The sequence below is a fragment of the Bradyrhizobium sp. STM 3561 genome (genome assembly GCF_045571455.1).
Taxonomy (GTDB): domain Bacteria; phylum Pseudomonadota; class Alphaproteobacteria; order Rhizobiales; family Xanthobacteraceae; genus Bradyrhizobium; species Bradyrhizobium vignae.
In genome coordinates, this window is sequence record NZ_CP120696.1 from 138,522 (window position 1) to 158,998 (window position 20,477).

18 protein-coding genes are annotated in these 20,477 nt (G+C 62.3%); 13 read left to right on the plus strand and 5 right to left on the minus strand.

Annotated features, from left to right (window positions below; translation table 11 throughout):
- Nucleotides 1-144: 144 nt before the first annotated feature.
- The 4 genes from P6U28_RS40075 to P6U28_RS40090 form a co-directional block, all read right to left on the minus strand.
- Nucleotides 145-5,247: an Eco57I restriction-modification methylase domain-containing protein gene (locus P6U28_RS40075; RefSeq protein ID WP_407123475.1), complete on the minus strand. Its 5,103-nt coding sequence runs from the start codon at nucleotides 5,245-5,247 to the stop codon at nucleotides 145-147.
- Between the two features lie 165 nt (nucleotides 5,248-5,412).
- A complete protein-coding gene (locus P6U28_RS40080) occupies nucleotides 5,413-6,018 on the minus strand; it encodes a DUF1419 domain-containing protein (RefSeq protein ID WP_407123476.1) in 606 nt (201 codons plus the stop codon).
- A gap of 331 nt (nucleotides 6,019-6,349) precedes the next feature.
- Nucleotides 6,350-7,234: a DUF3991 and toprim domain-containing protein gene (locus tag P6U28_RS40085; protein WP_407123508.1), complete on the minus strand. Its 885-nt coding sequence runs from the start codon at nucleotides 7,232-7,234 to the stop codon at nucleotides 6,350-6,352.
- Nucleotides 7,235-7,440: 206 nt separating this feature from the next.
- A complete protein-coding gene (locus P6U28_RS40090) occupies nucleotides 7,441-7,617 on the minus strand; it encodes a hypothetical protein (protein ID WP_407123477.1) in 177 nt (58 codons plus the stop codon).
- 1,107 nt (nucleotides 7,618-8,724) lie between these two features.
- Between P6U28_RS40090 and P6U28_RS40095 the strand changes: the two genes are divergently transcribed.
- The 3 genes from P6U28_RS40095 to P6U28_RS40105 all read left to right on the plus strand — a co-directional run bounded on the left by P6U28_RS40095 (nucleotide 8,725) and on the right by P6U28_RS40105 (nucleotide 11,270).
- Nucleotides 8,725-9,408: a reverse transcriptase domain-containing protein gene (locus tag P6U28_RS40095; RefSeq protein WP_407123478.1), complete on the plus strand. Its 684-nt coding sequence runs from the start codon at nucleotides 8,725-8,727 to the stop codon at nucleotides 9,406-9,408.
- A 13-nt stretch (nucleotides 9,409-9,421) separates the two neighbouring features.
- Nucleotides 9,422-10,588, plus strand: a complete 1,167-nt coding sequence (locus P6U28_RS40100; RefSeq protein ID WP_407123479.1) for a group II intron reverse transcriptase/maturase — start codon at nucleotides 9,422-9,424, stop codon at nucleotides 10,586-10,588.
- A 316-nt stretch (nucleotides 10,589-10,904) separates the two neighbouring features.
- The gene (locus P6U28_RS40105; RefSeq protein WP_407123480.1) at nucleotides 10,905-11,270 is read left to right on the plus strand and encodes a WGR domain-containing protein; all 366 of its coding nucleotides are present in this window, start codon (nucleotides 10,905-10,907) and stop codon (nucleotides 11,268-11,270) included.
- Here P6U28_RS40105 and P6U28_RS40110 read toward each other — a convergent pair.
- Entirely contained in the window at nucleotides 11,183-11,914 is a 732-nt protein-coding gene (locus P6U28_RS40110; protein WP_407123481.1) for an autoinducer binding domain-containing protein, read from the minus strand. The two genes, P6U28_RS40105 and P6U28_RS40110, sit on opposite strands and share 88 nt — an antisense overlap.
- A 422-nt stretch (nucleotides 11,915-12,336) precedes the next feature.
- Between P6U28_RS40110 and P6U28_RS40115 the strand changes: the two genes are divergently transcribed.
- From P6U28_RS40115 to virB9, 10 genes are all read left to right on the plus strand, one after another.
- Nucleotides 12,337-12,972, plus strand: a complete 636-nt coding sequence (locus tag P6U28_RS40115) for an acyl-homoserine-lactone synthase (RefSeq protein WP_407123482.1) — start codon at nucleotides 12,337-12,339, stop codon at nucleotides 12,970-12,972.
- Between the two features lie 38 nt (nucleotides 12,973-13,010).
- Nucleotides 13,011-13,580: a type IV secretion protein gene (locus P6U28_RS40120; RefSeq protein ID WP_407123483.1), complete on the plus strand. Its 570-nt coding sequence runs from the start codon at nucleotides 13,011-13,013 to the stop codon at nucleotides 13,578-13,580.
- A gap of 78 nt (nucleotides 13,581-13,658) precedes the next feature.
- The gene (locus P6U28_RS40125; RefSeq protein ID WP_036029551.1) at nucleotides 13,659-13,955 is read left to right on the plus strand and encodes a TrbC/VirB2 family protein; all 297 of its coding nucleotides are present in this window, start codon (nucleotides 13,659-13,661) and stop codon (nucleotides 13,953-13,955) included.
- Nucleotides 13,955-14,293: a type IV secretion system protein VirB3 gene (locus P6U28_RS40130; protein WP_407123484.1), complete on the plus strand. Its 339-nt coding sequence runs from the start codon at nucleotides 13,955-13,957 to the stop codon at nucleotides 14,291-14,293. Before P6U28_RS40125 ends, P6U28_RS40130 begins: the two co-directional genes overlap by 1 nt.
- Entirely contained in the window at nucleotides 14,286-16,652 is a 2,367-nt protein-coding gene (locus tag P6U28_RS40135; protein ID WP_407123485.1) for a VirB4 family type IV secretion/conjugal transfer ATPase, read from the plus strand. The genes P6U28_RS40130 and P6U28_RS40135 overlap by 8 nt, the downstream gene beginning before the upstream one ends.
- Nucleotides 16,649-17,371 (plus strand): P-type DNA transfer protein VirB5, encoded by a 723-nt coding sequence (gene virB5 / locus P6U28_RS40140; protein WP_407123486.1) that lies wholly within the window; start codon nucleotides 16,649-16,651, stop codon nucleotides 17,369-17,371. Before P6U28_RS40135 ends, virB5 begins: the two co-directional genes overlap by 4 nt.
- On the plus strand, nucleotides 17,368-17,613 hold the full coding sequence (locus P6U28_RS40145; protein ID WP_407123487.1) for an EexN family lipoprotein: 246 nt from the start codon (nucleotides 17,368-17,370) through the stop codon (nucleotides 17,611-17,613). Before virB5 ends, P6U28_RS40145 begins: the two co-directional genes overlap by 4 nt.
- A gap of 71 nt (nucleotides 17,614-17,684) precedes the next feature.
- On the plus strand, nucleotides 17,685-18,611 hold the full coding sequence (locus P6U28_RS40150; protein WP_407123488.1) for a type IV secretion system protein: 927 nt from the start codon (nucleotides 17,685-17,687) through the stop codon (nucleotides 18,609-18,611).
- 344 nt (nucleotides 18,612-18,955) lie between these two features.
- Nucleotides 18,956-19,627 carry a virB8 family protein gene (locus tag P6U28_RS40155; RefSeq protein WP_407123489.1) on the plus strand — a complete coding sequence of 224 codons (672 nt, stop codon included), beginning with the start codon at nucleotides 18,956-18,958 and terminating at the stop codon, nucleotides 19,625-19,627.
- On the plus strand, nucleotides 19,624-20,475 hold the full coding sequence (gene virB9, locus P6U28_RS40160) for a P-type conjugative transfer protein VirB9 (RefSeq protein ID WP_407123490.1): 852 nt from the start codon (nucleotides 19,624-19,626) through the stop codon (nucleotides 20,473-20,475). The genes P6U28_RS40155 and virB9 overlap by 4 nt, the downstream gene beginning before the upstream one ends.
- The last annotated feature ends 2 nt before the right edge of the window (nucleotides 20,476-20,477 follow it).

Consider the following 20,477-nt stretch of genomic DNA (forward strand, 5'->3'; position numbering starts at 1 on the left):
CTGCGGCCGAGCATCCCTGCCAGGCCGGACAAGCAGGGCTAACAGCCCTGCGAAGGACGACGGGCTGGGATCGCGCAGGCGGCGGTTGAGCGTCAGCGCTGCCGGCCTGACCGCTCTGCGAACGGGCCTTCCCTTCCTCCCTCATCACGCCGCGATTGCGCTCTCGCCCGCGCCCTCCACATCCGTCGCAAGAGCTTTCTCGACCTCCGCCAACTGTCGGCGCTTCTCGGCGAGATCGGCTGCGAATACGAATTCGCCGTCCTCGCGCGACCGGTACGAGGTGAGCCGGCGACCTGCGTCGGCGAGACGCTGGCGATAGCGCTCCCGCTCACCCTCGAAATCGTCGAGCGCATGCTCAAGGCGGGAGATTGCGCCCAGCGGCGTCATCGTGACGGGCAAATCGATCTCATGCTCTTCCCCAGTGCGGATCAGCATGGTGCCGTAGCGATAGCCGTCGCGGCCGTAACGCTCGCCGGAGTATTCGAGGTCGAACCCGCCGATCGCGGCGATGATGGTCTCGCCTTCCTGTTGGAGTTGCAGCAGGGTGAGGATTTCCTTCATCAGCGCGCGGCCGGCTTCCTTGCGCTCGACATAGCGCTCGCCGGCCACGGTCGCGGCGAAGGCGTCGCCGGCGGTCGGAACAAGGCGCTCGATATCCTTGCCGACCTCCGCGATCCGCCGCGTGCAGAACTCGATGTCGCGTTCCGCGTCCCGAATCTGCCGACGGACGGCGTGCTGGTCGTCGATATGGGCCGCGCGCAAACGCTCGAGCCGGGCGATGTCGGCTTCGAGCCCGGCCTTTAGCATCAGCCGCTGGTCGCCGCTCGCGATCGCCTTGGCCATCGCGAACTGGCTAGCTTGGCCTTCGCCGAGGTCCTCGAGCCGACGGATCGACGTGTCGCCGGAGAGCGCCGCGGCGATGAAGCGAGCCTTGCGCTCGTTGTTCTGCCACATGCTCGCGTCGAGCGAGCCCTCGGTCGCATAGGCGAAGATGTCGATGACGTCGTGCTGGTTGCCCTGTCGCTCGATCCGTCCCTCGCGCTGCGCGATCTGCGACGGCAGCCACGGCACGTCGAGGTGATGGAGGGCCTTTAGGCGAAGCTGCGCATTGACGCCCGTCCCCATTGTATCCGAGGAGCCGATCAGGAAGCGGACCTTGCCGGCGCGTACGTCGCCGAACAGACGCTGCTTGGCTTCTGACTTCCTAAAGTCCTGCATGAAGGCGATCTCGGACGGGGGCACGCCCATACGGACGAGTTCGTCTTTGATCCAGCGATAGGCCGAGAAGCCGCGCGTCTTCTCGACGCTGATCGTTCCAAGGTCGGAGAAGATCATTTGCGCGGCGCCCGACAGCTCGTACGGCTTGCCGTCGGCGCGCAGGTAACTGTTGCCTGACGTCTCATTCCAAATGCGAAAGGCGTTACCGACGAGAAGATTCAGCTTGTTGTTCGGCTCGTTATCGCAGTCCGGATCGACCAGACGCAGGTCAATCGCCGCATGCCGCCCGTCGGTGATGACAGAGAGCAAGATGTCGTCACCCGGCTCCGGCGGCCGGTCGCGCGTCTCGATCGCCTTGATCCGCGCGTCGAGCAGGGCCTGGTAGCGCTTGAACGCCGGCGTCGGCTTTGCCGTCAGGATCTGGCGCTTGCCCGTCGAGATCGCCGGGACCTTCACATACTGCCGCAAATCCTCCGGCATGACGACGTCGGCGAAGGACCGGAACATGGCGATCAGTTCAGGGACGTTTACGAAGGTGGCGAAGCGTGTGACCGGCTTGTACCTGCCCGAGGGCTGGAGCTCGAGCTCCGTCGAGACGTCGCCGAAGGTCGAGGCCCAGGCGTCGAACTCGTGCAGCTTGCGGTCCAGAAGAGCGCCGTGTCCGAGATAGCGTTGCACCGAGAACATCTCACCGAGCGTGTTGGTGATCGGCGTGCCCGAGGCGAGCACCAGCGCCCGCCCAGGGTTCTTGGTCTCGATGAAGCGCGACTTCACATAGAGATCCCAGGCGCGCTGCGAGCCGTTGGGGTCGACGCCCTTCAACGTCGACATATTGGTCGCAAAGGATAGCTTGCGGAACTCCTGCGCCTCGTCGACGATGATCTGATCGACGCCAATCTCCGAGATGGTCAGGAGATCGTCCTTGCGGGTGGCGAGGGATTCGAGCCGTTCCTTCAATCCCTCCTTCAGCCGCTCGAGCCGCTTGCGCGAGACGCGGTCGTCGCTTTCGACCTTGGTCAGGAGCTGCTCGTAGAGTTCGAGCTCGTCCTGGATCATTTGCTGCTCGAAGGCGGACGGCACGCCGATGAAGCGGAAGGCCGAATGGGTGATGATGATCGCATCCCACGTTGCGGTCGCGGCGCGCGACAGGAAGCGATGCCGCTTGTCCTTGGTGAAGTTGGTCTCATCGGCGACGAGGATGCGCGCGCCGGGATAGAGCGCCAGGAACTCGCGCGCCGCCTGCGCCAGGCAATGGCCGGGAACGACAAGCATGGCCTTGGCGATCAGGCCAAGACGCCGCTGTTCCATGATCGCGGCCGCCATCGTCATCGTCTTGCCGGCGCCGACGGCGTGGGCGAGATAGGTCGCTCCCGAGGCGATGATGCGCCAGATGCCGCGCTTCTGATGGTCGTAGAGAACGAAGGCGCCCGAGGCGCCCGGCAATTTCAGATGCGAGCCGTCGAAGGCGCGCGGCACGATGTTGTTGAAGCGGTCATTGTAGACCCGCGCCAGCCGGTCGGTCCGATCCGGATCGGACCAGATCCAATTCTGAAAGGCGGTCTTGATCTTCGAGAGCTTCTCCTTCGCAGCCTCGGTGTCGACGACGTTGAGGACGCGTCGCTCGCTATCGCCATCCTTGATGGTGTCGAAGATCTGCGGCACCGAGGAATTGAGCGCATCGGAGAGAAGCTGGCCGGCGTGCCGCCGTTCCGTGCCCCATTCGGATGTGCCGGCGGCCGTCCAGCCGAGCTGCCGGGCCTCCACGGTCCACGACGCCAGTTCCGGCATGTGGTGAATCCTGATCTCCGCGCCCATCATTTCCTTGACAAAGGCGACGATGTCGGCAGCGGGAATCCACGGCGCGCCAAGGCGCGCGGTGATGTCCGAGGGCCGGAGGTCGGCAGGCTGCACCTCCTGCAGGGCGGTCACGTTGCGGGCATAGGCGGGATCAAGCGCAGCCGCCGCTTCCGCGACCTTCAGCTTGTCGCGCACAGCACCCGACAGATAGGCGTCGGCGGTCTGCCACGAGCCGCCGCTGGGATCGCGGAAGATGGCGCTGCCGAGCTCGGCGATGACGTCGTCCGCGTCGCGGTGCACGAGCTCCGCGATGTGGTCGGGGTCGACATGGCCGCGCTCGTTGAGAACGACGGCCAGCGCGTCGGCGGCGTTAGTGATCACGGGCGGCGCCGGCGGAGCGATCACCCGCTCGGTGAAGATCGGACCTGGCTTGGCCGTATCCGACTCAAGGTCGTAGTCTTCGATCGAGGCCACCAGCCAGCAGTCCGGATCGTCAAGGAATGGCTGGAGATTCGGCCTGCGGTGCGTTTCGCGGACCTCCCCGGTCTCGTCGTCCTCGGCCGTCGACACAACGGTCGTGTTGATCGGGCCGAAGACGCGGACGAAGTTTGACCAGGCGATGCGCAGCCTGACCTGCGCGTCCTTCCACGGCCGGTCGAGCTCCTGGCACTTCAGCACCTCGCGGACCGCGTCGCGGATCGGGATCAGCTTCTGGATGATCCGAGCGTGCTTCTCCGGAACACCATCGGCACTGCGGCCCTTGCGCACTGTGACGGCAACTGGCCGGGCGTCAAGGATCTGCATCAAGCCATGCCGGTGATCGAGCAGATAGCTGCCCTCGCGCGACGTGAGGCTCGCCGAGCTCTCCGACTTCGCCGGCACGGCCTCGCACTCGCCGTCAGGGTCGATCGCCTCGGGTTCGCCGTCATAGATCGCGACCGGAAGGAAGATGATCGCATCGTCCAGCGCGGTCGCGAGGTCCTCGCCGTCGCTCGGCAGGCAGGTGTAGGTCTCGCCGAACGGGCCGGAGGTCAGCGCATGCGCGCCGAGCACAAGGTGGCGATGGCGCGCGAACCAGCGATTGACGCGAATGGCGCCCTCGTCCTCGGTCGCCGGGCGCACCTCGTCGAGCTCGAGCCAAGAGAGGTCGCCATCGGGCTCGCCGTGCTTGCGCCGCCGGAAGAACAGGATGTCGACCACAACGTCGGTGCCGGCATCGGCGCGGAAGCTACCCTCCGGCAGGCGGATGGCACTGAGGAGATCGGCGTGCTTCGCGATCAGCTCGCGCGCCGAGCCATCCGCTTTGTCCATCGTGCCGTGCGATGTAACAAAGGCGGCGAGCCCGCCCGGCTTCAGCAGCTTGATCGCCTTGATGATGAAATAATCGTGGAGCCGCAGACCGAGGGAGCGCAGCGAACGATCCGAGCGCACGGTGCGATCGGAGAAGGGCGGGTTGCCGATCACGAGGTCGAACCGCGCCGGCAGCTCGGTGCGCGCGAAATCGCCGGTGACGATCCGCGCCCGCGGCTGCAACAGCCGCGCGATGCGCGCCGTGACGGGATCGAGCTCGACGCCGGTGACCTGGGAGACCTCGCGCAGATCCTGCGGCATCAGCGCCGGAAACAGGCCGGTGCCGATGCCGGGCTCGAGCACGCGGCCGCCGCGCCAGCCGAGGCGCAGCAAACCCGCCCACATCGCTTGGACGATGAACTCCGGCGTGAAATGGGCATACTGCGTACAGCGTGCCAGCGAAGCGTAGTCAGCCTCATCGACCGCATCCTGCAGATCGGCCCCGATCTCGTCCCAACCCTTCGCGAATTTGGTTTCGCCCGGTCGGCGGAAGACGCCATTGGCGAGCTCTGAGGCGCCGAAGCCGGTAAAGCGGATCAGTTGCCGCTGCTCCTCGGCCGTCGCGGGGCGCTCCTGGGTCTCGATCTGTGCGGCGAGCCGAACTGCGGCGATGCTGTCGCGGGCGCGCTGCTTCCAGCCCTTTGCGAGGCCGCGCGCGCCGGAAAGATAGAGATTGTCGCCACGCTTGGGGGGACCGTCATAGGAGCGCCGCGCCAATTCGATTGCCGGCCTTACCGAGGCCGGCGTCGACGGCGGTGGATCATGCTCATGGTCGTAGTCACCGCCGAAATCGGCAGCGAAGGCCGTGACGCCGAGGCCGAGGCTGGATGAAAGGGCGGTATTGCCGAAGAGGTCGAGGGTGAAAGGATCGTCATGCGACATCGGAAATGTCCTCCAGTTGGGCGCGCGCCGCCGTCCGCCGGCGCGGGCTGCGACGGACGGCACGGCGTTGCGGGAGTTGATGAGGGGGCCGGCACCGGGCCGGGTGCTGAAATGCGGGCGCCCGGCGCGAGGCCGGGCTGCCGAGGGGCGGGGAGGGAGGTCGGGCTAGGCCGCGACCGTCTCCGGCAGATGGCGGAACTGCACCGGCAGCTTGGCCGCGATCTCTGCCTCGGTGAGGTCGTCGAGCAGCTTCAGGACCGTGCCGCCCTGGCCGGCATAGACGAGTACGGTGCGGCGACCGCGCATGGCCTGCGGCCAGCGCTCGCCAGCATAGCCGCGATAATCGTCATGCGTGCTCGACCAGATGTGCTCAAGCCGCTCCTCGCGGGTCATCGCGCGCACGGGCCGTGACTCGCGCTCGATGATCGCCGTCTTCATCCGATCAGGCGACAGCCGATCGGAAAGATCGCAATAGCCATGGAACCAGCGCCGCCTTCCGTCGATGGCAAGCGCGAAGAAGATGCTGGTGACGCTGCCCGTCATGAATTCGCGCATCGCGAACATGTCGGCGCGCATGAACAGCGGTGGCAGGATCTCGAGCATGTAGTCGTGCTCCCGCTCGTTGACCTCGAACCATTCTCCGGCGAAGAGAGGCTGGCCTTCACCTTCGGCCATCGCGGGGTCACCACGATGGCGGTTGAATAAGCGGTGCATGTCGTGGCGCGTCGCAACGCCCTCGAAGACTTTGCGGATGCTGGGGGAGGTGTGCATGGGCGGCTCCTCTTGGCCTGGCCGGACTGACAGCGCGAGCGATCCGCCTGATCTATTCGTCACTTCAGTCCTTCATCACACCTCCTCGCCGGCCGCATCGAAGGTCCGGCGGGTCAAGGGCCGCGGAACGCGGGCGAAGCTTCACCCTTGACGCGCCGGTCGCGCATGCGGCAGCGCTCCTCCCCACTTCATTTCCTCTACCTGATTGTTCGATCTCCTTTTTCCTTTCCTCAATACCAAGGCGTCAGAGACCCACTCATGCGGAGGCCTTGGCGCGGCGCCGCCACGCAGCCTGCGCGTCGCTCTCACGCGCTACATCAAGAGTTAGCCGTCAGGCCCCTAAATCCTCATTCCAGTCGCCCGCGCACGGCCGCAATCGGTCATACCGCGCACTTGCATCCGCCGCGATGACGCGAACACGGTCGGCGTAGATGTCACCTTGCCGATTGTTGTCGGTTGCTGCCACGAGCCAAGCGTTGGGGCGCTTGGCCAAGCCGCGGATCGCCCCGTCGGTCGCGGGCGACCAACCGCCGCCGGTGCTGACATAAAGGGTGTCAGAGCGCGTGATCTCGATCGCGGCGAGGCTCATCGCATCGATCGCCGCCTCGGTGATGCAGATCCTCTCGGCGTCCTCCGATCCGAACCGAAATAGCTCCTTGCTGCCGTCCGTGGCGAAGCCCCGCCATTCCGGCCCACGCTCCTCCCAGCCTGTGAGCTCTCCAGCAGAATCGCTGTGCGCCGCCCACATGCTGCCTTGAGGGCCCTCTCGCAACAGATCGCTAACAGCCGCCTGCTTCACGACGTCCACCGGCAGTCGTCGCTCGCAGGTCAGATAGCGCCAGGCTGGCGAGCCAGGGCGCGGCCTCACGCGATGTCTCCACCGCTCTACAATGGACGCAAGGGCCTTGGGCCTTGCCGGGTGCTGCCACGTAGGTGCGCTGGGAACGAAGCCAACCACGTCAGCAACACGGCCACACGCTTCAACAAAACCGTTGGCGCCGAGGTGTTCGGCAAGCGAAAACACGTCTCCTTTTGCCGGCGACAACGGATCGAACCAGCCGCGACCCTGGTGAATGACGATGATGATGTTGCTGTCGCGCCGAAATTTGATCGCGCGCCGCGTGCTTTCCTTGAGGTCGACCTTCCAGCCGTCTTTCTCCAAAAGGGCCGCGCAGCCAACCTTTTCGCGCAGCTCTTCGATTGCTCTCTTGTTCATTGTTTGCACCGGCGTTGCGCAGGCGACGTCCGGCCCTTTCTTCTGTTGGTCTCGCTTGTTCCTGGCCTTGCGGCACATCTCCGACCGGCCGCGAAGCCTGCCGGGCGCAAGGGCGCGCAGGCAAGCTGTCGAATTTGTCAGATGGCTGGGCGCGGCGAAGCTTCCCTTGCAGCCGGCATGGCGCCAGCGGCAGCCGGTCACCCGGCTCAATGAGCCGGGCACCAAGGGTCGCATTCATGGACGATGGCGTCCTGGTCGCCGTCGTATTCGCTGGAGACCATCACACCGAACTCGTTTTCAGCCTGGAAAAGTATCACCGGCACCATCAGCGTGCGGGCCAGATCGAAAGCGTGGTTCTGAGCGAGGGTGAGATTGTGCGACATGAAAGGCTCCCGTCTTGCGGCGGGGACCATCCCCGCTCGACAGGCGCCGACGTGTTCAGGGGCGGCTGCGGTCACCTCGAAGGCGAAGCCGGAGAGGTCGCACGCTTGCGTAGCGAACCCCTTGCGGGTTGATCGTGGAAGGCCGCACCAGAACCAAGGAAAGCCCCATTCGAGAGCGGGTTGGTCCTCTACCGGAAGCACGTGAGCCGAAACGCACATGGTTCGTTCCGTGGATGCAGTGCCGGTCTGATTGACCGCGAGAACTGCCGCCGTCCTTTTTGTCGAGCGAAAGTCGATTTGCCCACCTGGCGGTTGCTCGGCGCAATTTCCGCGTTCGTTCGATGTCCTCGAGGCCATAGGCATCGCTTGCATTTGGGAGTTCGCGTCCGACGCTTATGCGTGGGAGCTTCCGATAGACCAGCAGCTGGCTCGTTCGGGAACTTGGGCCGCTTCGCGTCAGGGATGGCAGCCCGTAAGGGGCGCGCCGTAGAGGCGTGGAGAAGAAGGGAGTGTTCGAAAGAATGGAGCCTGCTGGTTATGGCTCTTACTTGCCCGGCTTACCGGTGTCGGAAACGACTGAAACTCCGAAAGGGGAACGGGACCAGAGCATGCCGGGGAAACGTCTCGAAGTCGGGCGCCGCAGCCCGGTGGAGAGTACAAAGTAAAGGTATGCATGGTGAAAGCTGTATTGCCTGAATCCCAGTTTCCAGTTGCCAAAGGGCTGGCCGTAGCGAACGCGGCTGACACGCTATGCCACGCGGGGCGGATCGCACCTCCCAGTGCGAACTGCCACCAGTCCGCGTGGGACGACCACCGTCAGTGGATTAAGGAGACGAACGGGACACCTAAACATGCCGCAACTCCCCACGCACGTAACTACGGGATCGCCTACAGCAGGTTCTTTCGAGAACCTGTATGGCGACGGAGCCGTCATAGTACCCAAATGCCCGGCGTAATGGCCGGGACAGCCGCCGCGAGGTGGACGATCATGCGTATAAGGCCGGGCGACCGGACCGAAAGCGCCTCCGACCGGGGGAAGGACGATGCCGCTAACAGCGGCATTTGCAGTATGCGTAGAAGAGATTCTTCGACGGAGAGGTTCTGCTGATGCAGGCCGCTACCATCCAAAGAAGAATTGAATCACTGCCGACTTTGTCGCGGTCGGGTAAGCGCGTAAATGGCCTTCACCGCCTGATGAGATCTCCGCATCTCTTCGAGCGGGCCTACGAAAAGGTCTCCCGCAACAAGGGAGCCCTGACGCCCGGTGTAGATGGCAAGACCTTCGACGGCATGTCGCTGGCGAAGCTTGCCGATATTGCCAGGCGCGTAGCAGAGGGTACTTATCGCTTCCGGCCAGTCCGGAGGGTTTATATCCCGAAGGACAACGGCAAAACACGACCGCTGGGTATCCCCACGGTGGAAGACCGGCTCGTCCAGGAGGCGGTCAGGATATTGCTCGAAGCGATCTACGAACCTGTGTTCCTCGATGAGTCGCATGGGTTCCGCCCGGGCCGATCCTGCCATACCGCTCTCAAGACCATCAAGAAGACCTGGACGGGTTGTAAGTGGCTAGTCGAAGTGGATGTGCGTGGGTTCTTCGACAATATCGACCATGACATCCTGCTCGAGCTTCTGAGGAAACGGATCGATGACGATAGGTTCATCGGCCTGATCGAAGGAATGCTCAAAGCAGGTTACATGGAAGATTGGGTCTACGGACGCACGTACAGTGGTACGCCACAGGGCGGCGTTGTCTCGCCCTTGCTCGCCAACATCTATCTATCTGCATGAGCTGGATCAGCGAATGCAGACAATGAAAGCGGACTTCGACAAAGGCCGCGTGCGGCGTCCATTCCCGCGCTATGCCGCGCTGGAACGGCGCGTGCTCCGTCTCCGCCGCAAAATTGAACGGCTCCGTGCCAACGGCGCGGATCAGGCCGAGATCGACGCTGCTTTTGCAGAGATCAAAGCCGTCAACAAGGAGAGACGGAAAGTGCCTTCCGTCGATCCGATGGACCCCAACTTCAAAAGGCTCCGCTACTGCCGCTACGCCGACGACTTCCTCATCGGCGTGATCGGGAGCAAGCGGGAAGCGTGTGAGATCATGGCGGGCGTCGAACAGTTCTTGACGCACGCCTTGAAGCTCGCCGTGTCGCCCGAGAAAAGTGGAGTTCACGCCGCTTCAAAGGGAGTGACCTTCCTCAGCTATCGCATCTCGACATACACATCCTACGGGGCTGGACGGAAAACCAGCCGCACGGGACCGGACGGACGGACATGGCGCGTGCTACGCCGCCCGACCACCGACAATGTCAGCTTGCGAGTGCCTCGGCAAGAAGTCACCAAGTTCTGTAAGCGACACGGCTATGGCGACCTCGCCAGGAAGACTGGCCGTCATCGCGCACAGTTCCTTGTTACCAGCGACGTCGCAACCGTCCTCGCCTATAACTCAGAGTTCCGTGGATTCGCGAACTACCATTCGTTGGCCGACGACATCAAAAGCGCTTTGGGACTGTTGGAGCTTGTCGTGTTCCGCAGTGCCGTGAAGACGCTGGCGATGCGACATCGGACGACGACAGCGAGAACCATGGCACGTCTGTGGAATGGGACGGACTACGAGGTCAGCTCTGTGGTCCGTGGCAAGCTTCGCAGTATCAAGCTATGGAGACTGAAGTATCTCACTCAAACCTACTGGACGAGTCCTGTGGTGGATAATGTCACGGCAGGTGCGTGGTGGGTCAAAAACCCAAATGATCTCATCGATCGGCTTAGCGCTCGCAGATGCGAAGCGTGCGGCGGTATGAGCGGACCATTTGAGATGCATCACCTCCGCCGCGTCGGAGATCTGCGAAGCGTGCTGGCGGTTTGGAAACAGTCCGGTTGGCGGCGCAAGACCATTGTCCTGTGCCCGTCGTGCCGAACAACCGTTTCTGGTCGAAAGTATGCGCGTACGGAAAGCCGTGTGCATTGAAAGGTGCCCGCACGGTTTGGAGGGAGGCGTAGGGATATCCTCTTACGAGGTGTCCCGCGCCTACCCTACGGAAGACCCGCTCGCGGGGCTTCAGCGCAGCCAACAGCCCGACCCGCAGGGTGACGCCCATCTTCTTCGCAGTCTGAGGCGCACGGCAGACCGATGGCTTTCATCGCTGGTATTAAACTTCTGAATCGAGAGCCCTGATCGATTCGATAAGTTAATTGGACGGCGGTTTCGACAGTTGCGATTCTTGCGCATGTCCCAACTCACGGTGCCATGCCTTGTGCTCCAACGGTGCGATCCGGCCTGCAACATGGCCAGGTTCTATGTCCTCACGATCGAACCGACTCTGTTCGGTGATACAGCGTTGGTGCGCGAATGGGGGCGTCGCGGCCAACGCGGCTGGCGGCGGATGGATCTGTTTGCCGGGAGGGTCCAGGCCGTCGAAGCGCTCGAGGCTTGGCTTGTCCGCAAAACACGCCGCGGTTATGTACCAAAGAAATCCCGCGCCTTGAATGCAATCTCCCAACCTGCGAGCCTGATTGAATCGTGGCCAAGACACTTCATACAAGCGGACAGCTGTTTTGCACATTACGGGAGCAATCCCTGCCGAAACGCGAGCGCCACAGCGTGTGGGAGGGTTGATGCAGCAAGATTTTGCCTGGCATTGTCGAGGTGAAACTTTACTCCTCGCGGCTTGATCCCAAGAAGCTCCGCTACATCTTGCATTGTCTTGCCGTCAGAAATCCAACCGAGACACTGTCGCTCGCGCTGAGTCAGCACGCATTCCTGATGCCCGACCGGGATCGGGCGCCCGATTCTGGCGGCGCTTACATGTGCATGGTACGCGTGTCCAACCATCTCCAACATGTCCTGCGAGGTCTCGATGAAACGATCGAGTCCAAGGCTGCGCTCGTCCACCGCAAGCGTAAACGCCGTGAACTGATTTTGGCTCGAGGGAATACGAATCGTCAGGCCTGTTCTGATCTTGAAGCTGAGTGCATCGTCAAACAGACGGCGCTCTTTCGGTGATCTGGCGCTTCGCGCCTCACGTCCATCCCAGAAGAAGACCCGGCTTGTATTTCGCGGCTCCTGAAGAACGGGATCGATGTTGTGATAACCTTCCCGAAAATAATGGCTCGTCCAACTCTTTGGATAGGATGAGATCAGATTGGGTCCATTCCCGCGGTTGCCAAAATAGGCGAACCAACGGAAGCCCAATGCATGCGCGGTCCGTTCCGCCACCCGCCGAAAATCATCTTCCGTATGGGCCGAGTGAAGACAATCGACGAATTCATCGTATGCTCTTTTGACATCTTTCATTGCGCCACTTCAGTCACTTCTTAAGTTCCCGCAACGCGAACAATCTGATGATTCGCGTTCCACGTGCAGGCCGTATTGCGACGTTGCGGCAGCTTTGCGGCACGAACAATTCGATATCGCCCCGTCAGAACTACAGCAGCAACGGCGAACATAAAGACAGAGGAGAAATAGCTTCTGATCCGTCGCTCAAAGCAACAATTTTTCTCAATTTATATAAGTGACGGAATTACATTCCCTGCGCTGTCGGATTCGCGCATCGCGAACTTATAGAGTTTCCAAAGTGCGCGCGGATAGCCGCGCCTTGCGAATACCGTTCGCGGCCCAACAGATCCATAACGCCCTGTCAGAACTGACAGCGCAACGCCGTGACCGTGGCTGCTTTCTTAATCTCGAAGCTGTGATTCGTAAGTTTGAGGTTAAGAATGAAGGTCATTGTGCGTAGCCGTGCGGCACTCCTGCACGACTCCGAACTGACGCTAGGAATGCATCGCCTGCGAGGGCGCGTGTTCAAGGAACGGCTCGATTGGGATGTTTCTGTCTCCGACGGACTGGAGATCGATCAGTTCGACACCTTCGGGCCGACTTATCTCCTGGCTCTTGAACAGGGCGATGTTGTTGGCTGTGTTCGCTTGCTGCCGACCACCGGGCGCAACATGCTCGCCGATACGTTCCCAGTGTTGCTGGATGGCAACCCGGCTCCGAAGGCGACCACGATTTGGGAGAGCTCGCGCTTTTGCGTTGACACAGAGACTGTTGCTGCGACGGCAGAGAATGGTCTGCGCAAGGCGACGTTCCTGCTGTTTGCAGCCATGATCGAATGGGGTCAGCAGCACAATCTACAAGCCATTGCTACCGTCACTGATCTGCGCATGGAACGCATCCTGCGTCGCGCCGGATGGCATCTCGATCGCCTCGGCATGCCGCGCCAAATCGGCTCGACCAAAGCCGTCGCCGGTTTGTTGCCGATCACCGAGGAGGCTCTCGGTACGATCCGAGCGGCCGGGCAGATTTCAGGGTGTGCAATTGACGCGCCGTCGAGCCTGGCAATCGCGGCCTAACATCGAACGTCCTCAGCTCCTGACAAAAGGCTCTCACCATGGATCCCGCTGCATTCGCGGCTCTGGTCGAACGATGCGCCCCGACCGCAATGGCTCGGCACCTGACGGCCATCGTGCGGCAGGCGAGCTCATTCGAGCCCCTGCTCATCACGATTGAAGGGCGCAAACCGATTCCGATTCAAGCGACCGACCGAGACGAAGCCATCCAGCTCGCGACCGAGGCCGTCACCAACGGCCAGCAGGTCCGAACAGGCCTTGCTCAACTTAATGCTGCGGAAACAAAGATGGCCGGGCTGACGGCTACCACCACGTTTGATGCATGCCAGCACATTGCTGGCCTTGGCAGATTGTTCGATGCGCGACTGCAAGCGGCGAGCGTGAAAAACGCGGACCACGACCAGGCGATTGCCAAGGTTGTCGCGAGCTTCGCGTCCACGGCGTCCAGCCAAGCCGCCGAGCCTCGCGCCCAGCCGATGGCGACCACCGGTCACGATCGCCCCACTAGCGATACGACAATCAATCCGCCCGCAGCTTCTGCCGGCGAGCGCCCACGCTGGGACGTCTATCGCTCGGGACTAGGCACATCAGCCTTTGTTTACGAACGATGAGAACGGCCGTCTTTTCCTCTCAACACAATAGGCGGTCCGGGCCAGCGCCCCGGCTGCATCGCCGATCGGAGCCGTACCATGACTTCTCCTCTTAAACACTCCGCTGCCCTGCTTTGCATGGGGGCCGTTCTCAGCATCGCCTTGGTTGAGCCGGCGCTGGCGCAGACCGCGAACATCGAAGGCGTGCTGCAGAACATCGTCAACATGCTGACCGGCAACGTCGCTCGGCTACTGGCGACGCTGGCGGTCATCATTGTCGGCATCGCCTGGATGTTCGGCTATCTCGATCTGCGCAAGGCGGCCTACGTCGTGCTCGGCGTCGCCATCACTTTCGGCGCCTCCGAGGTGGTCTCGACGTTAACCGGAGGTCACTGATGAGCGAGGCCGCGCGTCTCACGGAGGACACCTTGTTCCTCGCCTGCACGCGTCCCGCCATGGTCGCCGGCGTCACCATGGAAGCCATGGCGCTCAACGTGATGTTCTCCTGCATCCTGTTCTTGGCAGCCGGGAGCATCGTCTACGGCCTGGTCGCGATTCCGATCCATGGACTTTGCCGCATCATCTGCCGGCACGATCCCAACATGTTCCGGATTCTGCTCGCCTGGATCGAAACCCGAGGCCGCGCGCGCAACGCCGCATTCTGGGGCGGCTCATCCTGCACGCCGCTCAAACTCCTGCGGCGATATCGAACAAGGGACCTCGGTTATGCGTAACAGGGCGCTGAAAACCCGGGAGATCGAGCCCGACGTCTACCTGCCGTTCGGCCGGCATGTCACCAACACGGTGATCAGTCTCACGACCCGAGCCCTGATGACGGTGATCCGGATTGACGGCACCTCGTTCGAGACCGCCGAGACCTCGGATCTGAACGATCTGCACGGCAAGCTGAACCTCACCCTGCGCAATGTTGCAGATCCGCAACTGGCGCTCTGGAGTCACGTGGTGCGCCGCCGGACGTCGGTCTGTCCCGACGGCACCTTCCGGTCGACTTTCGCAGCCGCGCTTGACGCACAATATCGAGAGCGGCTTTGCAAGGAAGCGCTGTTTCGCAACGATCTCTATCTGACCCTGGTTTGTCACCCCGGCCGTGCGGCAACAGATACGGCGGCTGCGTTCTTTCGGCGGCTCAGCCGAAGCACCTCAGATTCTGCCGAGGCCGACAGCGCCGCCCTGAAGCGGCTTGACGACGCAACGCGAGACATCGTTGCGGCCCTCGACCGTTACGGCGCCCGGGCAGTCGGATTGGTCGAGCGCGAGGGCATCACCTTCTCAGAACCGATGGAGTTGCTCCACGCTCTCACCTCTGGGGAATGGATGCCGATGCCGTTGCCGCAAGGACCGATCGGTCCCACGCTCTATTCCAACCGTGTCATCTTCGGCCGCGAAGCGCTCGAGATCCGCGGCGCCGGCGGATCGCGGTTCGCTGGCATGTTCGGCCTGAAGGAATATCCGGCATCCACCAAACCTGGCCTGTTGAACGCGCTGCTTTCCGCGCCGTTTGAGCTCATCGTCACGCAATCATTCGCGTTTTTGGCGAAGGCGGACGCCAAGACGGTCCTGACGCGGAAGCAGAACCAGCTGGTCTCGGCCCAGGATCCGGCCGCCTCACAGATCGACGAGCTCTCTGACGCGCTCGACGACCTCGAATCCAACCGTTTCGTGCTTGGAGACCATCACCTTTCGCTCCTGGTCTACGCCGATAGGCCGTCCCAGCTGCAGGACCACATGAGCGTGGCGCGGCGCTCGCTCGCCGAAGCGGGTGCGGTGGTCGCCCGGGAAGACCTCGGACTTGAAGCAGCTTATTGGGCGCAGCTTCCTGGGCTCTTCAAATACCGGGCGCGCACTGGCGCGATCAACTCGCGAAATTTCGCGGCATTCTCTCCGTTCCACACCTATCCCACAGGGAAGCCTGCGGGCAACCATTGGGGTCCGGCCGTTGCGATGCTCAAGACCGCGTCCGGCTCGCCCTTCTACTTTTCATTTCATCATGGCGACCTCGGCAACACCTTCATCTGCGGCCCCTCAGGGTCGGGTAAAACCGTCGTGCAGAACTTCCTGCTGTCACAGGCGGAGCGGTTAGGCGCGTCCTACGTCTTCTTCGACAAAGACCGTGGCGCGGAGATCTTCGTGCGCGCCCTCGGTGGCGCATATTTAACTCTCAACAACGGTGCCCCGACCGGATGCGCGCCGCTCAAGGCGCTGGAGCTGACGCCAGCGAACCTGTCTTTCCTGGGTCAACTTGTTCGGAAACTCGTCACGCCGGACGACCGCCCACTGACCGTGGTCGAGGAGGAACGGATCGATTCCGGACTGCGAGCGCTCGGTCAGTTGCAGCAATCGGAGCGTTCATTTGGGACATTGCGGGCTTTTCTTGGACAGCAGGACCGCGAGGGGATTGGCGCGCGGCTGGAGCGATGGTGCCGGGGCGCTCCGTTCGGCTGGGTGCTCGATGGCGATCAGGACGCCATCGGCTTAGAGGCCGCGTTCATCGGTTTCGACATGACCGCTCTCCTGGATCATCCCACGGTGCGCACGCCGCTGATGATGTATCTGTTCCATCGCGTGGAGCGGCTGATCGACGGACGACGCCTGATTATCGACATCGACGAGTTCTGGAAGGCGCTTGGAGACGAGGCGTTTCGTGATCTCGCCAACAACAAGCTCAAGACCATCCGCAAGCAGAACGGTGTCATGGTGTTCGGCACGCAGTCACCACGCGACGCGTTGGCATCGCCAATCGCGCACACCATTGTCGAACAGTGCCCGACCCAGATCTTCCTGCCGAATGCGCGGGGCACGCGCTCGGACTATGTCGACGGCTTCCATCTGACCGACACGGAATTCCGCCTGATCAAGGAGGAGCTCGCGCCCGAAAGCCGGCGCTTTCTGGTCAAACAGGGGCACAACTCGGTGGTGGCGGAACTTGATCTCCGCGGTTTCGACGACGCGCTCGCCGTCTTGTCGGGACGCACCAAAACCGTCGAGCTGCTCGACCGCGTCCGCAAGCAGGTCGGCGACGACCCTGCACAATGGCTGCCGGTGTTTCACGCGGAGCGGAGGAAAATCCCATGACAATCCAGCGTGGGCCGGCGGCGCTCGCCTGCCTGTCAGTCATCGCCCTACTGACGGCCTCACCCGCCGGGGCGGAGATCGTGTTCGACCCAAGCGTCTATGCGCGGCAGTTTGAGCAGCTGACGGAGCTGAAGAAACAGGTCGACACCCTGACATCACAGCTCAAGGTCGCACAGGATCAATTAAGCCAGGCCAAGCAGCTCTACGACAGTTTCAATAAGCGGACAAACGTCAACGACATCGGCGCGCTCCTGAACACGCCACAGTTCCGGAAAGTCCTGCCCCAACAGTTCTCGGACATCGAACGTCTTGTTGCAGGGCAGGGCGGCGGCAACTTCGCCGATGCTATCAATCACTATCTTTCGCAGAACCGCGCGTATTCCGGCAACAGCGGCAACTCCTACTACCAGAGCGAACTCGACCGGATCGCCCGACAGACTGGTGCGAAGCATTCCCTCGGCCAAGCCGTATACGACACCGCCTCGCAGCGGATTGATGCGCTCGAGGAGCTCCGGGCTCGCATAAGCTCAGCGACCGACGCCAAGGAGGTGCTCGATCTCTCGGCCCGGCTGCAGGCCGAACAGGCGCTGCTGCAGAACGATGTGCTCCGAATGCACGGGCTGGCGATGATCCAGCAGGCCCGCATGGACATGGATGGGCAGCGGGAGCGGGAGAGACGGCGACAACTGGTCGACGAAATGAAGGCGGCCCTACAATGAAGACCAGACTTGCCATTGTTCTCCTCACCGTCGCCACGGCTCTTGCGGGCTGCAACAACGCCGACAAGGACCAACAAGCCAAAACTGTCGGCTGGTTTCTGGATCATCGGGATGAGCTTGCGATGGCCCTCAAGGCGTGCCGCGACGATCCCGGAGCGCTCGGGACGACGCCGAATTGCATGAACGCGAATGAGGCCCGCAACAAGATCACCATACAAGAGATGAAAGACGCCCTGAAGTAAGGAATCTCCGCGTGGCCATAAACGTCTTCGACAGCTTCCTGAAGGAATTCGAGCAACCGATCACGGCATTCGTGTCGACCTCGGTCTCGAATCTCGCGTCCTATATCGACGGTCCACTTCGCACCGCCGTCACGCTCTATGTCATCCTCTACGGTTTTGCCGTGATGCGCGGCGCGATCTCCGAGCCGATCATGGAATTCGCCTGGCGGGCGATGCGGATCGTGGTGGTCGTGCTGCTCGCGACGAATTCCAGCGCGTTTCAGCAATACGTCACGAGTCTGTTCTTCGACTCGTTGCCGAAAGAAATCGGAAATGCGTTAGCGGGCTCAGGACTGAATACCAGTTCCGGAGCTCCATTCGATCAGCTCCTCTCCAAAGGAATTGACGTCGCAAATAAGATCTATGAGCAGGCTGGGCTAACCAATGTCGCACCCGCTCTCATTGCAGCCATCCTTCTGGTCTTTGTGGCCATCGGTGCGTTTCTGCAATTTGCCATCCTGCTCTACGCCAAGGTGGGTCTTGGGGTCGTCATCGCACTCGGCCCGCTCTTCATCGCACTGGGCCTATTTGAGGCAACCCGCCCGTTTACAGAAGCCTGGCTGCGGCAGCTCGCGAACTTCGTGATCCTTCTGGTCCTGGTGGTCGCCTTGGTCGGGTTAATGCTGACCACTGTCAGCGGCTTCATCGACAGATTCGCGGCAAATGCGGGGACGGCGGGCGAGATGCTGGTGGCCGCGGTCGCTATCAGCGCGGTGCTGGGTCTGTCGGGATACATCTCGCTCCAATTGCCTATCATTGCAGGCGGTCTCGCCGGCGGAGGGGCGTCGCTGGCAAGCCGACTGGTCACGAGCCCAATGATAGCCAATGCCACGGCCGCCGCCGGAGGTGCCTATGCCGGTGCCCGGTGGTCGGCCGGCCGCGGCCTCGCTGCACTCAGAGCCAGCCGTCAAGGCGGCAGCATACGGCGCGCGCAATCGCCGGGGACCTCGACAAGGTAAGCAAAGGTCGCCGGCATCAGGCGACAAGCAAGACAGGGGCATCAGAACGATGTGGCGTCGGCTATTCATTATTTGTGTCATCGCATGGCAGCTCGGGGGCTGCGCGAACTGGTCAAAAGGGCCGCCCTCATGTGATGGCTTGGCTCGGCGGCCACTCAATCGCTCGCTGTGGGATTGGGAGTCCGGCGCACCACCGGCGACACCGGAACCGCAAGCTTCGCCGTCCGCACCTATCATTCGGAAGGGCGAAGGCAGTCCGTCAGCGCCTTCGACCCATCTCGCTGCGTCCAGCCATTCAGCCGATATAGCGGCCTCTTACCGCGCCTGTGGCAAGGAGGCGTGAGATGGTCGGGCATGATGACCTGAAAAGCTATTTCGAGAATGCGCGGCGATGGGAACAGGATCTGCTTCTTTCGGCCCACCGCTCGCGGCGAACAGCGTGGGTGGTTGCTGCTGGGGCCTGCGTCTTGGCGGTGGCCTCAGTCGGGGCGGTCGCAGCCCTGGCGCCGCTGAAGACCGTCGAGCCGTTCGTGATCCGGGTCGATAACGCCACTGGCATTGTCGACACCGTCTCGGCCCTTAATTCGACGCCAGCACGCTATGACGAAGCCGTCACCAAGTATTTCCTTGGACGCTACGTCCGGGCGCGTGAAGGTTACAGCTATTCGGAGGCGGAAACCAATTTTCGGACGATTTCGTTGCTTTCCGGGCAGGGTGAACAAGCCCGCTTCGCAGCCTGGTACCGCGGCTCCAATCCCGAAAGCCCGCAAGTCGTTCAGGGCCGTTTCGGGGTAGCGACCGTACGGATCAAGGCGATCTCGCTGCTGGCCGATAACGTCGCATCTGTGCGGTTCCTGAAAGAGAGCCGCAAGGGCGAGGAAACCCATGTGACCCATTGGGTGTCGACCCTGACGTTCTCTTATGCCAGCGCACCGATGTCCTCCGCAGACCGCCTGATCAATCCGCTCGGCTTTCTGGTTTCGGAGTATCGCGCCGATCCGGAGGTCGTGCCATGAAACGTTTCGCCCTTTTGATGACTTTAGCTCTTGGATTTGCGGCACCCGTGCTGGCTTTGCAGCAGCCGGTACCCGGTCAGCACGATGCGCGTGTGCGTACCGTGACCTACGACCCAGCCAATGTGGTCCGCCTCAACGGCGTCATTCGCGCCTCGACCCAGGTCGTGTTTGCCGATGACGAGGAGATCGCGCATGTCGCTATCGGCGACGCGATCGCATGGGAGGTCGCGCCTGCGGGTTCGATTCTCTTCCTCAAGCCGCGCGAAAAACATCCACCGACCAATCTGCAGGTCGTCACCACCCGGCCCGACGGACGCAAGCGCTCCTATCAATTTGAATTGTCGATCGCCGAGACCACGCTAGCGGACAGCTACTTCGTCGTGCGTTTTGCCTACCCCGGCGACGAGATCGAGCGACGCCGCATCGAGGCGGCCGCCCGGGGCGCCGAGCGGGAAGGCGCGCTGATCGATCAGACGTTTGACTTGCATCATGCCTACGGCGCCCGCAACTGGCGCTTTTCCGCCCAAGGCTCGGTCGACCTCGAACCCGAAGCCGTCTTCGATGATGGCAAGGAAACCACCTTCCGCTTCGCTGGCAATCGCGAGATCCCGGCGATCTATCTGATCAACTCGGACGGCTCTGAAAGTCTGGTGCCCAAGGATGTCCGTGGCGAGCTCGTGGTGGTCCACGCCACGGCCCGCGAGTTTCGGCTGCGCAAGGGCCACATCGTGCTCTGCATCTTCAACGAAGCGTTCGATGCTGTCGGGATCAACCCCGGTACCAACACCACGAGCCCCTCGGTCGAGCGGCGGGCGAAGAGGTCATCTCCAACCCTTAAGGCACGATGAGG